This is a genomic window from Adlercreutzia wanghongyangiae, from assembly GCF_035989245.1.
GTDB lineage: Bacteria > Actinomycetota > Coriobacteriia > Coriobacteriales > Eggerthellaceae > Adlercreutzia > Adlercreutzia wanghongyangiae.
In genome coordinates this window covers 259,038-272,458 of the sequence record NZ_JAYMFF010000002.1, presented here as the reverse complement: position 1 = coordinate 272,458, position 13,421 = coordinate 259,038, and the positions used below count along the sequence as shown (strand labels likewise).

The following is a 13,421-nucleotide window of genomic DNA, read 5'->3' as shown; positions in this document are numbered from 1 at the left end:
GAGACGTGTTAGCGGGTGCTTCGGCGCGCCTGCAGCGATGCGACGAAGGAGACGCAGGTGGAAGAGCTGTTGCAGATCGGGTTGGGGCTTTTCGGCGGTCTGGCCCTGTTCCTGTACGGTATGAGCCTCATGAGCAGCAACTTGCAGGATGCCGCCGGCGAGCGCATGCGCGCTATTCTCGCTGCGGTGACGAAGAACCCGGTCGTTGGCGTGCTTGCCGGCGCGCTGGCTACGGCGGTGCTGCAAAGCTCCAGCGCCACCACCGTGATGACCATCGGATTCGTGGCGGCCGGCCTCATGAACCTGCGCCAGGCCATCCCCATCATCATGGGTGCGAACATCGGCACCACCATTACGGCGCAGATTATCGCCTTCAAGCTGTCCGATTACGTGCTGGGCATTGTGCTGACGGGCTTCGTGGTCATGCAGCTGGGCCGCCAGGGGCAGTTGAAGTTCATCGGCACGGCCATCTTCGGTTTCGGCCTGTTGTTCCTCGGCATCGACACCATGGGCGCCGTCATGAAGCCGCTGGCCACCAATCCCGTGTTCACCGACCTGATCGCCCAGGTGGCCGGCGTGCCTGTGCTCGGCGTGGTGGTGGGCACGGTGATGACGCTGGTGGTGCAAAGCTCCAGTGCTACCATCGCCGTGCTGCAGAACTTCGCCGCCACGCCTGGTCCCGACGGTGCCAGCATCATCGGACTGGAGGGGGCTATTCCCATTCTGCTGGGCGACAACCTGGGCACTACCATCACGGCGCTTCTGGCCGCCGTGGGCCAGTCGCGCGACGCGAAGCGCCTGGCGCTGTCGCACTGCATTTTCAACCTGTCGGGCTGCCTGTTGTTCGTGGGGCTTATCGGCCCGTTCGCCAGTGTAGTGGCCGCCATTCCGCCGACGGGGGCCGAAGTGGAGGTCATCGCCCGCCAGATCGCGAACGCCCATACGCTGTTCAACGTGTCCATGACCGTGCTGTGGTTGCCGTGTGTGTCGCTGATGGTGCGCCTGGTGATGGCGGTGCTTCCCGAGAAGCCGTTGCGCCCGCGCAACCCGCTGGCCGACGGTTCCTTGGCCCACGAGGCGCCCCTTGCGCCGGACGCGGCCGCAGCATAGGGGCCCGACGCGCCCGCGTTTCAGCAAGGCTCCGCGTCAGATTCCTGACGGTGCGGGGCCTTGCTCCGTTTCTTGGCGGGCGTCTGCGCTACAATGCGCCCAGGCAGCCGAAAGGAGCATCATGGCCGACGCGCCTCTCATATACTACGTGGAAGACGACGAGAACATTCGCGATCTGACGAGCTACGCCTTGCGCCAGGCCGGCTTTCAAGTGCGGGCCTTTCCCGATGGCGAGGGCTTCGTGGAAGCCTGCCGCGCTGAACCGCCGGCCGCAGCGCTGCTGGACATCATGCTGCCGGGTGAAGATGGCCTTGCGCTGGTGGCGCGTCTGCGGGAATCGGCGGAAACCGAGGACATTCCCGTGATGATGCTCACTGCCAAGGGCACCGAGTTCGACAAGGTGAGCGGGCTGGACGCCGGTGCCGACGACTACCTGGCGAAGCCCTTCGGCATGATGGAGCTGGTCTCGCGGGTGAACGCGCTGCTGCGTCGCGCGGCCCGGCCCGCCCGCGCCACGAATGCCTCCTCCGCGTCCGAGCCGGGGCAACTCGTTTGTGGGTCAGTGGTGCTTACGCCCGAGGCGCGCACGGCCACGGCGGCCGGCGCGGAGCTTCCCCTGACGCGCAAGGAGTTCGATTTGCTGCGCGTGCTGATGGAGAACAAGGGCCGCGTTCTCACCCGCGAGCAGCTGCTCGACCAGGTGTGGGGCGTGAGCTTCGTCGGCGAGACGCGCACGGTGGACATGCACGTGAAAACGTTGCGCAAGAAGCTCGCCGCCGCTGCCCCCGGCGCCGAGGAAGCCTTGGGCACCGTGCGCGGAGTGGGCTATCGCCTGAAAGAGGTGCTGCGGTGAGCGCCCCGTCTCGCTCCGCCGCTGCGGGCGCACCCAGTTTGTCGGGCCGCATTTTCCGCAGCGTGCTGCTGTTCACGCTGATGGGCATCGCGTCGCTCACCCTGCTGTTCGTGAGCATCTTCGCGGCTGCGGTGCGCCAGATGCCCGGCTCGCGCGATGCCATGGCAGACTTCTTCGCGGGCGACTTAGCAGTGTGCGTGCTGGCCACGCTGATAGTGGGCGTGGTGCTTGCCTTCGCGGTGTCGCGCCTGCTTACCCGTTACATCATGCGTCCGCTGGACGAGGTGGACGTGGCCGACCCCCTGGCGGGGCGCGCCTACGCCGAAATGGCGCCCCTGCTGACGCGCATCGACTCCCAACAGCGCACCTTGCGCGCCCAGAACGAGGAACTCGCCCGCGCCGAGAGCCTGCGTCGCGACTTCTCAGCCAACGTGTCCCACGAGATGAAAACGCCCTTGCAGGTTATCTCCGGCTATGCCGAGCTGATGGCCAACGGCATGGTGCCCCCCGACGACGTGCCCCGTTTCGCCGGCCTCATCTATCAGGAATCCCAGGCCATGCGGGCGCTCATCAACGACGTGCTCATTTTGTCGCGGCTGGACGAGGTGCCCCCCGATGAGGCTACGGCGGCGCCGGTGGAAGTGCTGGGAGTGGCCTGCCGTGCCGCCGACCGGCTGGCGAAACTGGCAGAAGAACATGGCATTGCCGTGGAAGTGGTGGGCGAGCCGGCCACCGTGGCCGGCAACGAGAGCCTGATGGAGCAGATGCTCTACAACCTCATCGAGAACGCCATTCGTTACAACGAGTCGGGCGGCCAGGTGCGTGTGGAAGTGAGCGTGGGAAAGCCCTCGGGCGGCGCCGGCGTCGGGCCGCTCGGCTCCGATGAGCCGCGTGCCGGCGTGGAGAGCCGCGCGGTGGAAGGCTCCGTCGGGCAAAGTGCCAACGCCCTTCCCATAATGGTGCGGGTGAGCGATAACGGCCCGGGCATTCCCGAAGACCAGCGCGAGAAGATTTTCGAGCGCTTCTACCGCCTGGAGAAGAGCCGCTCGAAGGAAACCGGCGGCACGGGCCTGGGGCTGGCCATCGTGAAGCACGGCGCCCAGCGCCACGGCGGCACCATCGAGGTCGGCGGCACGGAAGGCCACGGCGCCACTTTCACCCTGCGCTTTCCCGCGGCGGTTGGGAACCCTGGGCATCGGACGAGCATCGCGCATTCACCGCATCGATGATCTCCTGCTTGGAATGAACGTCCATGAGCGCGTAGATCTTCTTCATGTGGGTGCGTACCGTGTTCTCCGAAATGAACAGCTTCTTTGCGGCCGAAGGCACGTCGTAGCCGTGCACCAGCAAGTCGAGCACCTCGCTCTGCCGTGCGGAAAGCCCGTGCTCCTGGGAAAGCTGCCGGCAGGCCTCGTGCAGCACATCCACGCCGCTTGCCACTGCCGCCGCGCTTCCTGTGCGGGTTTCCCCTCTGCGGGCCAGTACGAACATGACCAGCGAGCAGCCGTACAGCAGAATGGCCACGCTGGCGAAAATCTGGGTTTCCTGAGAAAGGGAGCTCGAGCTGATCACCGATGCAAGACACTGGCCTACGAGGCGCGATCCGTAGGTGATACCGCCGAACAGGGCATATACCTCGGTAAGGCTCATCTGCCACTGTCGCGCCGCGGTGATGCACCACATCATCATCACGATGGAGAACAAGGTGAACGCGAAACTGCCTACGAACATAATGGCGATGCGGAAGGCATCTGCCACGAAAGGCAGCAGCAGAAGGGCCGTTACCAGCAAGGGAAAGAGGATGACGTAGACGCGCACCACGGTGGTGCTCTTGCGCAGCACGAACCAGATGACGCCCAGGATGCACGCCGAAAGCAGGTTCGCCGACAGCACCAGCAGGCAGTTCTCCTCCAGGGCGAGCGGCTCGGGGTAGGCAACGTTGCCCAGAACGGGGGAAATAATGCCCACCATGACGATGCAGAGGATGGGCTTGCCGAACCTTTGCGCCATAACGCGCAGGGAGGTGCAGGCGCGCTCGGCTTCCCCGGGGCTGGGGTCGGCGTGGGACGGGAAATCTTCGGCAATGCCGTCGGGTGCCGCAGATGCGGCGGGGCGCCTCCGCTCCAGAACCAGCGAGGCGTAGAGCAGCACCAGATTCAAGAAAGCGAGCAGGGCCACCGTGAACAACGTCGTGTCGCTGCCGAGGACAAACAGAAAGGCGAACGCGAGAATGGAAAGCGCCGATCCCGCGATGATGCGCTGCTGGCCCTCGCAAACCGTTCCGAATGAGAAAACGTGTTCCCAGCAGATAAAGCAGCAGGTGGTTCCCGCGCCGACGAGCACGGCGGCAGCCACCAGCAGCCCCAGGGCCGACGAGAGGAAGAATCCCAGGAGCAGGATCATTCCGCAAGAGATAAGAAGGATGGCTTCAAGAAACGGAACGCGGTTGAGCAGGCGCGGCAGCCGACGGGCTCCCAGGAAGTAGACGAGAAACGTGCCCACGTTGCTCAGTTGCAAGGGGATAGTCCACGAGCTGCTGGCATCCATTCCGAAAGCGCGTTGGGGCAACGCCGAGAACCCCCAAAGTGAAAAGGAGTTCATGGCGAGAAAGGCGGCAAACCCGATTGCCGCCAAAGGAAATCGTCCGCTGTTGCTGTGACTCACGTGCATCTCCGCCCTCCCCTGGGAGATTTCTGCCTTTGGCTATTGTAGGCCAACCGTGGGTCCTCTGCTCAAAAAGCGTGAGAGCCAGTGAAGGCTCTGAGCGGGCGAAATGCCATTTTCACCCAATACGTGTGACCCCTTTTTGCGCATAAACACCGAATCTGGATGAGCGCGTCCGCGCCAGATGTGTGCCATGCTGCTTGGTGTTCCGATACCGATTATAGGAGGGAAACATGGGACAGATTAATCGTCGAGACTTTCTGAAAGGCGCTCTTGCGACGGGTGCGTTTGCGGCGACGGGTGCCGCGCTTGCGGGTTGCTCGCCGAGCCAGGAGGCCGGCAGCACCGGCACCGCCAGCGCCGAGGGCGCAGACAACCTGCTGACTGCCGAGAACTACGCCGATCAGAAGTGGAGCTTCGAGATTCCGCCCGAGCCGGTGGCCGATGACGACATCGCCGAGACCATCACCCACGACATCGTCATCGTGGGCGCTGGCATGGCCGGTCTGTGCACGGCCGTGTCCGCCGCCGAGCAGGGCGCCGATGTCATCGTGTTCTCGGCCAGCACGAAGCCCATCAGCCGCGGCGGTTCGAACCATGCCATCGGTTCCAAGATCCAGAAGGAGTTCAACATCGATTACACGCCCGAGTCGGCGGCGCACATCGTGAAGATGGAGCAGACCTCGGGTTCCTACTTCATGGACAAGAAGAAGTGGGAGCGTTGGATCAACCATTCGGCCGAGTCTATCGATTGGACGATCGATCACATGGCGGCGCGCGGCCTGAAGTGCTGCCTGGAGCCGGGCTACACCGATCCCACCGGCGTGCTGACGGTGCCGCCGGCCTCCCATAACTTCTGGAACGACGAGCAGCCCTTCGGTGCCCTGTTCGGCGCCCCGCTGGAGGCCCAGGCCTATGCCGATATCTTCACCGAGGACTTCGGCGGCGAGATCCACTACAGCACCGTGGGCCAGTACCTCATTCGCGACAACGACAACACCGGCCGCGTGTCGGCGGTGGTGGCGAAGCGCGAAGACGGCACCTACGTGAAGTATGTGGCGAACAAGGCCGTGGTGCTGGCCACGGGCGACTTCTCGAAGAACCCCGACATGATGGCCAAGTACAGCCCCTGGGCCTGGGAGAACTTCAAGGAGACCCTGAGCGTCGGCGATGTCGACTACGATGTCGAGCTGGGCTATTCGGGCCTCATGCCCGGCGACGGCCACAAGATGGGCCTGTGGGTGGGTGCCGCGTGGCAGAAGACCTTCCCCGTACCGCCCATGATCAACGGCGGTTGTGCCGGCCCGTCCCACGACGTTATCTCCAACTTCTGGGGCCTGAACATGAACATTCACGGCGAGCGCTACCAGAACGAGAACACCAACTTCTCCTACGGCGCCATCTCGGTGCTGCAGCTTCCCGAAAAGACCGCGTTCGGCGTGTGGGATACGGCGTACGCCTACACCCGCGATTCCTGGGAGCAGTTCGGCTGCTCGGTGGGGTACACCAACGGCATCATGCCCCTGTCGCCCGAAGAACTGATCGAGAAGTGGGACAAGAACGTAGAAGAGGGCAGCAACTCCATCGGCAACGGCTCTACCTACTACAAGGCCGACACCATCGAGGAGCTGGTGGAGCAGATGGAGGGCATCGACAAGGAGCAGGCCCTGAAGACCATCGAGCAGTACAACAAGTACGCTGAGAACCATCTGGATGAGGAATACTACGTGGATCCGTCCATCCTTTACCCCATCTCCACGCCGCCGTTCTACGCGTCGAAGACCGTGGGCGCCACGTTCCTGACGGTGTGCGGCGGCCTGCGCACCAACCACAAGATGCAGGTGTGTCAGGAGGACGATTCTCCCATCGAGGGCCTGTACTGCACGGGCATCATGACGGGCGATTTCTACGCCAACACCTACAACTTCGTAATGCCGGGCCAGAACCTGGGCGCGGTGTGCGGCACGCTGTCGTACCTGCTTGGTCGTGATCTGGCCGAGCTGTAAATCGCTCACTTCCAAAGCCTGAACGGGCTCGTGTTACCTGCGCCCCGCTGCGACCCTCCCCGCAGCGGGGCGCCCCATTTACGGCGGCAAGGGCAGCCGACAAGGCTGCTCGCGGTTACCAGTTGGAAGGTTTCTGCAGGTTGAAGTCGAGGGGCTGCCACAGCACCACGTGGCCGGCGGCGCGGGTGGCGGGCATATCGATGAGGCGCTGGTTGGAAGAACCGCACCACTTCAATTCCAACGATTTGAGCGATTCCACGAAGGGGCCGTCCACCAGCACGTCGATGACATCCAGCAAATCCCCCACGGCCAGGTCGTCGGCAATGCCCTCGGTCAGCGCGGCGCCCAGGGTGCCGCTTTCTGCCCGGCGCGCCTTCTCGGCTTGGGCCGCTTCCGCGCGTTTCTGCAGATCGTCGTACAAATACCCCGTGAACGACCAGATGCCGTAGCCGCGTTTTTTCAGTTCGCGCGCCAGTGCTGCGCACGCCTGGGGCTGCTCGAAGGGCTCGCCGCCCGACAGCGTCACATCGTGCACAAGGCCGTTGGACTCGATGTCGGCCAGCAGGTCGGTCAGGGCAGTTTCCGTGCCGCCCTCAGCCGGCTGGCTTTCGGGGTTATGGCAGCCGGGACAGCCGTGAGAGCATCCCTGCACGAATACGGCGTAGCGCAGGCCGGGGCCGTCCACGATGGAATCGGGCACAGTGCCGAACAGGGAAATATGGGCGGGGGCGGGGGCGGGGGCGGAGGCTTCGTGGGAAGCGTTGTCAGCAGTAGTGTTCATGACGCGCCATTCTAGCATTTTGGTAAGGAAAATGACGTTTGTTAGCATGGTCGTTGATAGATCTTGACGAATTGCGGTGAAAACGGGGGAGAAAAGGGCGGAAAACGTAGTTCAAGGAAGGAAAAGGAGGGAGGGTGAGGGTTGCGGATGCTAACAAACGCCATTTTGTCGACGTAATTCTCAATTTTCCCGACAATATGCGCCTCCTGGGCAATGCACGTCTCGTCGGACCTCGCGGCTCCTGCGCCTTCCCCACGTCCGCCTCGCGCGCTTTGGTCGTGCCTTCGTGCGGGCGCAGGATCGTGGGCTGAGTGCGGTTCACGTGGGGGGTGCGGGACGCGTACGGGGGGCGGCGCAGGCGGCGCTCAGGGGAGGTGCAGGGCGCGCTGCGGCGCAGACGGCGCTCAGGGGAGGTGCAGGACGTGCTCCAGCGCGCAGGGGAGGCGGGGGGCGTGCGCAGGGGACGCGTGCTCGGGTTTCCGGGCGCTCTCGTCCAGGGCATCAGGTGCGTGCTGAGCGGCCGCCCGCCTCGATCCCTCCATTTCCGAGCAGCTGCCGCACGTGCGTATCTGCCGCTGTGGCGATTGCGTAAGGTTGCGGCCTTGTTGACCCCGTGACCAATGGTTTATGGCAAAATATGCGGATGTGCATTTAGTCGCAGCTTAAACATGGTAGAAACAAGGAGAAGCACATGGGACTCCTCTCAAGGTTCGAGGGCAAAATGGAAGACACCGTGGAGGGTGCCGCCGATCGCATGGGCGCCACGCCGCTGTCTCCCGTGCAAATTGCCAAGAAGGCCGAGAAGCAGATGCGCCGCGAGAAGATGGTCGGCGCAGGCAAGCAGTATGCTCCCACGTTGTACACGGTTCTCGTGAACGCCGACGATGATCGCCGCCTGCTGGGCTACTATCCCACGCTGGCCGGCGAGACGGAAACCTATCTGTCCGCGAAGGCCGCTGAGCAGGGCCTGGTGATGGATGGCCAGCCGCTCGTGCGCTTCATTGTCGACGACGATCTGCGCCATGGAAAGTTCGACGTCATCGCCGAAATGGTGGCCTCTCCGCTGGTTGAGCAGCTGCGCCAGGAGGAATACGCTCGCTACGGCATCCTGCGCACTCCCGCGCCCGCGCCGGCCGCCGGTTTCCAGGCCCCCTATCAGGCACCCGCGCCTGCTCCGGCTGCTCAGTCCGCGCCGCCGCAGACCATGAACTTCAACCAAATGCCCGACGACTACGACTTCCAGCCGGAAGACACCGAGGGTCGTCAGGCCTACATCTACGACATCACCAACGATCGCGCCTTCACCTTGCCCGGCGACGCCGAGAGCATCGGCCGTGAGTCGAAGAACGACATCGTCATCCCCGACATCAACGTGTCGCGCGTGCATGCGGAAATTCGTCAGGACGAATCGGGCGCGTGGATTCTCACCGATTTGGGGTCCACCAACGGCACGTTCGTGAACGGCCGCCAGATCAAGTCGACGTCGCTGCACGATGCCGACCGCATTATCGTGGGCACCACCAACCTCGAATTCCAGCTCATCTAGCCGCCTTCGCGCGGTCATTCGAGCTAAGGAGGATACCTGGTGATCGATCTCGTATTGCTTATTGCGCGCCTGTTGTTCGTGGCGCTGCTCTATCTGTTCTTGTTCGCCATCATGCGCACGGGCATCGGCATGGTGAAGGGCTCCCGCAAGAAGGAGCGCACCTGGACGGTGTCGGTGGAGCGCGGCCCCAAGGAGCTGCGCGGCGTGTCCATTGCCGTGCACGGCCCCGTTATCGTGGGGCGCGCGCCGGGGGCCGACATCGTCATCGGCGCCGGCTATGTGTCGGGCCGCCATGCGCGGTTCCAGCTGATGGGCCAGAACCTGTTCGTGGAAGATCTGGGGTCGAAGAACGGCACGGCGGTGAACGGGCGTCCCGTGACCGAGCCGGTGGCCCTGCGCAATAAGGACGTGGTCACCATCGGCGATGTCGACATGCGCGTGAGGAACCAATAATGAGTCGCATGGCGGGCCGCAAGAAGGCCCATTCCACCTTCGGCAGCCGCACCGACGTGGGCTGCGTGCGCGAGCATAATGAGGACTCGCTGGCGGTGGCGCCCCCACTGTACGTGGTGTGCGACGGCATGGGCGGCCATGCGGCGGGCGAGGTGGCGTCGGAAATCGCCGTGGAGGTGATTTCCCAGCGCGCTCCCGATCACGCCGACGCCAATGCCTTGGGCCAAGCGGTGGAAGAGGCGAACCTGGCTGTGATCAAGGCCGCTCGCGAGGGCGTGGGCCGCGCCGGTATGGGATGCACCTGCACCGCCGCCATTTTGGAGAAGGAGCGCCTGGTTATCGCTCAGGTGGGCGATTCGCGTGCGTACCTGCTGCATCATGGCAAGCTGCAGCAGCTGACGCGCGACCACTCCCTGGTAGCCGACCTTATTGAGGCGGGGCAGATTACCGAGGCCGAGGCGCGCGTGCATCCGCAGCGCTCGGTGATTACCCGAGCCTTGGGGTCCGACCCACGCACGAGCCCCGACCTGTTCGAGATCAGCGTGGAGGCGGGCGATCGCCTGCTGCTGTGCTCCGACGGTCTTTCCACCATGATGGAAGACGACCAGATAGAGAAAGTGCTGGCCAACGCCGACGACCCGCAGCGGTGCGCCGCGCAGCTGGTGAACGAGGCCATCGGCCTAGGCGGCTACGACAACGTGACTGTCATCGTGGTGGATGTGACGGGTTTGGCCGAACAGCACCGCCGCAAGATGACCCGCCGCGCCCGCGCTACGGCCATTATGCTGGGCGTGCTGTTGGTGGGCATTCTGGCGGCTTGCGCCTATGGCTTCACTTACTTGGCGAACAATGCGGCCTACCTGGTGGAAGAGAACGGGAAAGTGGTCATCTACCAGGGTGTTCCCGGCGACCTGTTCGGCTTTTCCGCCCACAAGCTGGTGCGCGTGACCGACGTGACCGTGGATGATTTGCAGCCCGGCACGGCCAATCGCCTGCGCGAGGAGGCCATCAAGGTGGACAGCGTGGCTGCCGCCGAGCATCTGGTGCAGGAATACGAGACGGAAATCGCCGACGCCGCAGCCGATGCGGCGGCTGCTGCCGCGGATGCCGACGCTGCCGCCACGACGCCCGCCGCCGCTTCCGGTGACGAGGACAAGAGCGCCCAGGGCGGCGAGACGGCTGCAGGGGCCGCGAGGTGATCGCCCCATGAACCGCCGCAACATAGAGCTTCTGCTGCTGATAGTGGCTTCTCCCATCGTCATCGTGTTGTTCGCGATGATGGTGGTGACGGGTGGCCAGGCGCTGTCGGTGAATACCCTGGGGGTGCCGCTGGGCATCTTTGGCGCATTCGTGGTGGCGCACCTAGCCGTGCGCAAGTTGGCCCCAGCCGCCGACCCGGCCATTCTGCCCATCGCCTTCGCGCTTTCGGGTATCGGCATCGCGTTCGTGACCCGCATTGTGCCTGACCTGGCCGTGCGCCAGGTGATGTGGCTGTTCGCGGGCATCGTGGCGATGATCTTCGTGCTGGCCTTCGTGCGCAACTTGGACAAGCTGGCCAACTACAAATACACCCTCATGATCCTGGGCATTTTGCTGCTGCTGTCGCCTATGCTGCCGGTTATCGGCTACGAGTCGGGCGGCGGTCAGCTGTGGCTGCAGTTCGGTCCCTTCAAGTTCCAGCCCGGCGAGTTGGCCAAGATACTCATCGTGTTCTTCATCGCGGCCTACCTGGCGGCCAACCGCGAGATGCTGTCGGTGTTCACGTGGAAGGTGGGGCCGGTGCATCTGCCCAGCCTGCCCACGCTGCTGCCGCTTATTATCATGTGGGCCTTGGCTTTCGTCGTGGTAGTGCTGGAGAAGGACCTGGGTTTGGCCCTGGTGTTGTTCAGCGTGTTCGTTATCATGCTGTACGTGGCCACGGGCAAGAAGATGTACCTGGTGGTGTCCATCGGCCTGGCGGCCATTGCGGCCGTGGCGCTGTACGGCATCATGGGGCACGTGCGCACCCGTGTGAGCATCTGGATGGATCCTTTCGCGGCGGCCCAAGGCGGCGGCTTCCAGCTGGTGCAGTCGCTGTTCTCCATGGCCGACGGCGACCTGTTCGGCACGGGCATTGGCCGTGGCATGGGCGGCGAGCCCGTGGCCTCGGGCGGCATTCCCGTAGCGGAAAGCGACTTCATCTTCCCGGTTATCGCCGAGGAAACGGGGCTGATGGGTGCGGCCGGCGTGCTGCTTTTATACCTGTGCTTCGCCATCCGCGGCGTGGTGACGGCGGCGCGCGCGAAAAGCGACGTCAGCTCGTTCACCGCCGTGGGCCTTACTTCCATCATCGTGCTGCAGGCCTTCATCATCGTGGGCGGTGTGACGCGGCTCATCCCGCTGACGGGCATCACGCTGCCCTTCATCAGCCAGGGTGGTTCGTCGCTCATCGCCAGCTTCATCATCGTGGGCTGCCTGCTGCGCTGCGGCGACGAGGGCACTGGTGTGGGCGCGGAAATTCAGCGTACGGGCGCTATCGGCGTGCACGGGAGCGACTCGGTGTTGGGTCGTGTGGCCCTGGGCAAGCGCCTGACGGGCGCCATGCTGATGTACTCGCTGCTGTTCGCCATTTTGGTGGCGAACCTTACCTACTTGATGATCATCAAGGCGCCGGAATACCAGAACATGCCCAGCAACAACCACACCATCGCCCGCGAGGCGAAGATGGAGCGGGGTACCATTTCCGCTGTTGACGGCGTGGTGCTGGCCCGCTCGGTGCGCCAGGACGACGGCTCCTACACGCGCGAGTATCCGGCGGGCACTTTGGCGGCGCACATCGTGGGCTATTCGTCGCAGAAGTACGGCACGGCCGGCATCGAGGCCGCTTACAACGACACCCTGCGCGGTCAGCAGAACTTCGCCAGCTTCACCGATGTGGTGAATTCGCTGGCGGGCATTCAGACCAAGGGCAACGACGTGACGCTGTCCATTGACTCGCGCATTCAGGAAGCGGCTCAGAACGCTCTGGAAGGCCAGGTGGGTGCCTGCGTGGTGATGAATCCCGAAACGGGCGCCGTGCTGGGCATGGCCTCGTCGCCCACTTTCGACGCCGCCAACTACGAGGAACTGCTCAGTCAGAGTTCCGATTCGGCCTCTTCCGAGTTGTACAACCGTGCCACCCAGGCCCTGTACGCTCCCGGCTCCACCTTCAAGATGGTCACGCTGGCCGCCGCGCTGCAGGATGCCATCGCCACGGCCGATACCGAATACGACGCCCCCGGCGAGATGGACATCGGCAATGCGCCGGTGACCAACGTGAAGAAGCGCAACTACGGGCGCCTTACGTTGGAGCAGGCTACCTGGTATTCGTCGAATACCGTGTTCGGCCAGGTAGGCGTGCAAATCGGCGCCGATTTGCTGGTGCAGATGGCCATGGACTTCGGCTTCAACGAGAAGATCAATTTCGATCTGCCCCTGGCCATGGCGCTCATGCCCGACCCGGCCGAGATGACCACTTGGGAAACGGCGTGGGCCGCCTGCGGCGAGCCTGTGGGCGAGCACGAGAGCCCCGCCGGGCCGCAGGCCACGGTGCTTCAGATGTGCATGGTGGGCTCGGCCATTGCCAACGAGGGCGCGCTCATGCAGCCCTATTTGGTGGACGGCGTGTACAACGCCAACGGCGAGCGCAGCTTCACGGCCATGCCGGTGAAGCTGAAGCAGTCCATCGACAAGGACACCGCTGCCAAGGAGATGGCCATTCTGGAAGGCGTGGTCACCGAGGGAACTGGCTCCCGGGCTGCCGTGGACGGCGTGAAGGTGGCCGGCAAGACGGGCACCTCCGAACGCGGCGACGGCGACACCGACAGCTGGTTCGTGGGTATGGCGCCTGCCGACGACCCCAAGGTGGTGGTGGCCATCAACCTGGAGCGAGCCGAGTCGGGCTCGGGTGCCGCGGCCGCCCATGACGTGCTGAAAACAGCTCTCGAAGTGGCAGGAGCGCTGTAGTACAATGAAACGACTCACGCGAGA

10 protein-coding genes are annotated in these 13,421 nt (G+C 64.1%); 8 read left to right on the top strand and 2 right to left on the bottom strand.

Going from position 1 to position 13,421, the window contains the following annotated elements; genetic code table 11:
• Positions 1-57: 57 nt before the first annotated feature.
• The 3 genes from VIN30_RS01530 (at position 58) to VIN30_RS01520 (ending at position 3,192) form a co-directional block, all read left to right on the top strand.
• Positions 58-1,110, top strand: coding sequence for a Na/Pi cotransporter family protein (locus VIN30_RS01530; protein ID WP_338208716.1), 1,053 nt, complete (start codon positions 58-60; stop codon positions 1,108-1,110).
• Positions 1,111-1,231: 121 nt separating this feature from the next.
• Positions 1,232-1,963: a response regulator transcription factor gene (locus VIN30_RS01525; RefSeq protein ID WP_338208714.1), complete on the top strand. Its 732-nt coding sequence runs from the start codon at positions 1,232-1,234 to the stop codon at positions 1,961-1,963.
• Entirely contained in the window at positions 1,960-3,192 is a 1,233-nt protein-coding gene (locus VIN30_RS01520) for a sensor histidine kinase (protein WP_338208712.1), read from the top strand. The genes VIN30_RS01525 and VIN30_RS01520 overlap by 4 nt, the downstream gene beginning before the upstream one ends.
• On the opposite strand, the gene VIN30_RS01515 is transcribed toward VIN30_RS01520, so the two are convergent.
• The gene (locus VIN30_RS01515; protein WP_338208709.1) at positions 3,119-4,480 is read right to left on the bottom strand and encodes a helix-turn-helix domain-containing protein; all 1,362 of its coding nucleotides are present in this window, start codon (positions 4,478-4,480) and stop codon (positions 3,119-3,121) included. The two genes, VIN30_RS01520 and VIN30_RS01515, sit on opposite strands and share 74 nt — an antisense overlap.
• A gap of 380 nt (positions 4,481-4,860) precedes the next feature.
• Between VIN30_RS01515 and VIN30_RS01510 the strand changes: the two genes are divergently transcribed.
• A complete protein-coding gene (locus VIN30_RS01510) occupies positions 4,861-6,633 on the top strand; it encodes an FAD-dependent oxidoreductase (RefSeq protein WP_326424800.1) in 1,773 nt (590 codons plus the stop codon).
• 115 nt (positions 6,634-6,748) lie between these two features.
• Here VIN30_RS01510 and VIN30_RS01505 read toward each other — a convergent pair whose 3' ends face one another.
• Positions 6,749-7,414 carry a 4Fe-4S single cluster domain-containing protein gene (locus VIN30_RS01505; RefSeq protein ID WP_338208707.1) on the bottom strand — a complete coding sequence of 222 codons (666 nt, stop codon included), beginning with the start codon at positions 7,412-7,414 and terminating at the stop codon, positions 6,749-6,751.
• Positions 7,415-8,105: 691 nt separating this feature from the next.
• Here VIN30_RS01505 and VIN30_RS01500 point away from each other — a divergent pair.
• Genes VIN30_RS01500 through VIN30_RS01485 form a run of 4 tightly spaced genes read left to right on the top strand, consistent with a single transcriptional unit; the run spans position 8,106 to position 13,397 of the window.
• Complete coding sequence (locus VIN30_RS01500; RefSeq protein ID WP_326424798.1) at positions 8,106-8,960, top strand: DUF3662 and FHA domain-containing protein; 855 nt, start codon at positions 8,106-8,108, stop codon at positions 8,958-8,960.
• 39 nt (positions 8,961-8,999) lie between these two features.
• Positions 9,000-9,413, top strand: coding sequence for an FHA domain-containing protein (locus VIN30_RS01495; protein WP_326424797.1), 414 nt, complete (start codon positions 9,000-9,002; stop codon positions 9,411-9,413).
• A complete protein-coding gene (locus VIN30_RS01490; RefSeq protein ID WP_338208704.1) occupies positions 9,413-10,612 on the top strand; it encodes a Stp1/IreP family PP2C-type Ser/Thr phosphatase in 1,200 nt (399 codons plus the stop codon). The genes VIN30_RS01495 and VIN30_RS01490 overlap by 1 nt, the downstream gene beginning before the upstream one ends.
• 7 nt (positions 10,613-10,619) lie before the next feature.
• Entirely contained in the window at positions 10,620-13,397 is a 2,778-nt protein-coding gene (locus VIN30_RS01485) for an FtsW/RodA/SpoVE family cell cycle protein (RefSeq protein ID WP_338208702.1), read from the top strand.
• Positions 13,398-13,421 lie beyond the last annotated feature (24 nt).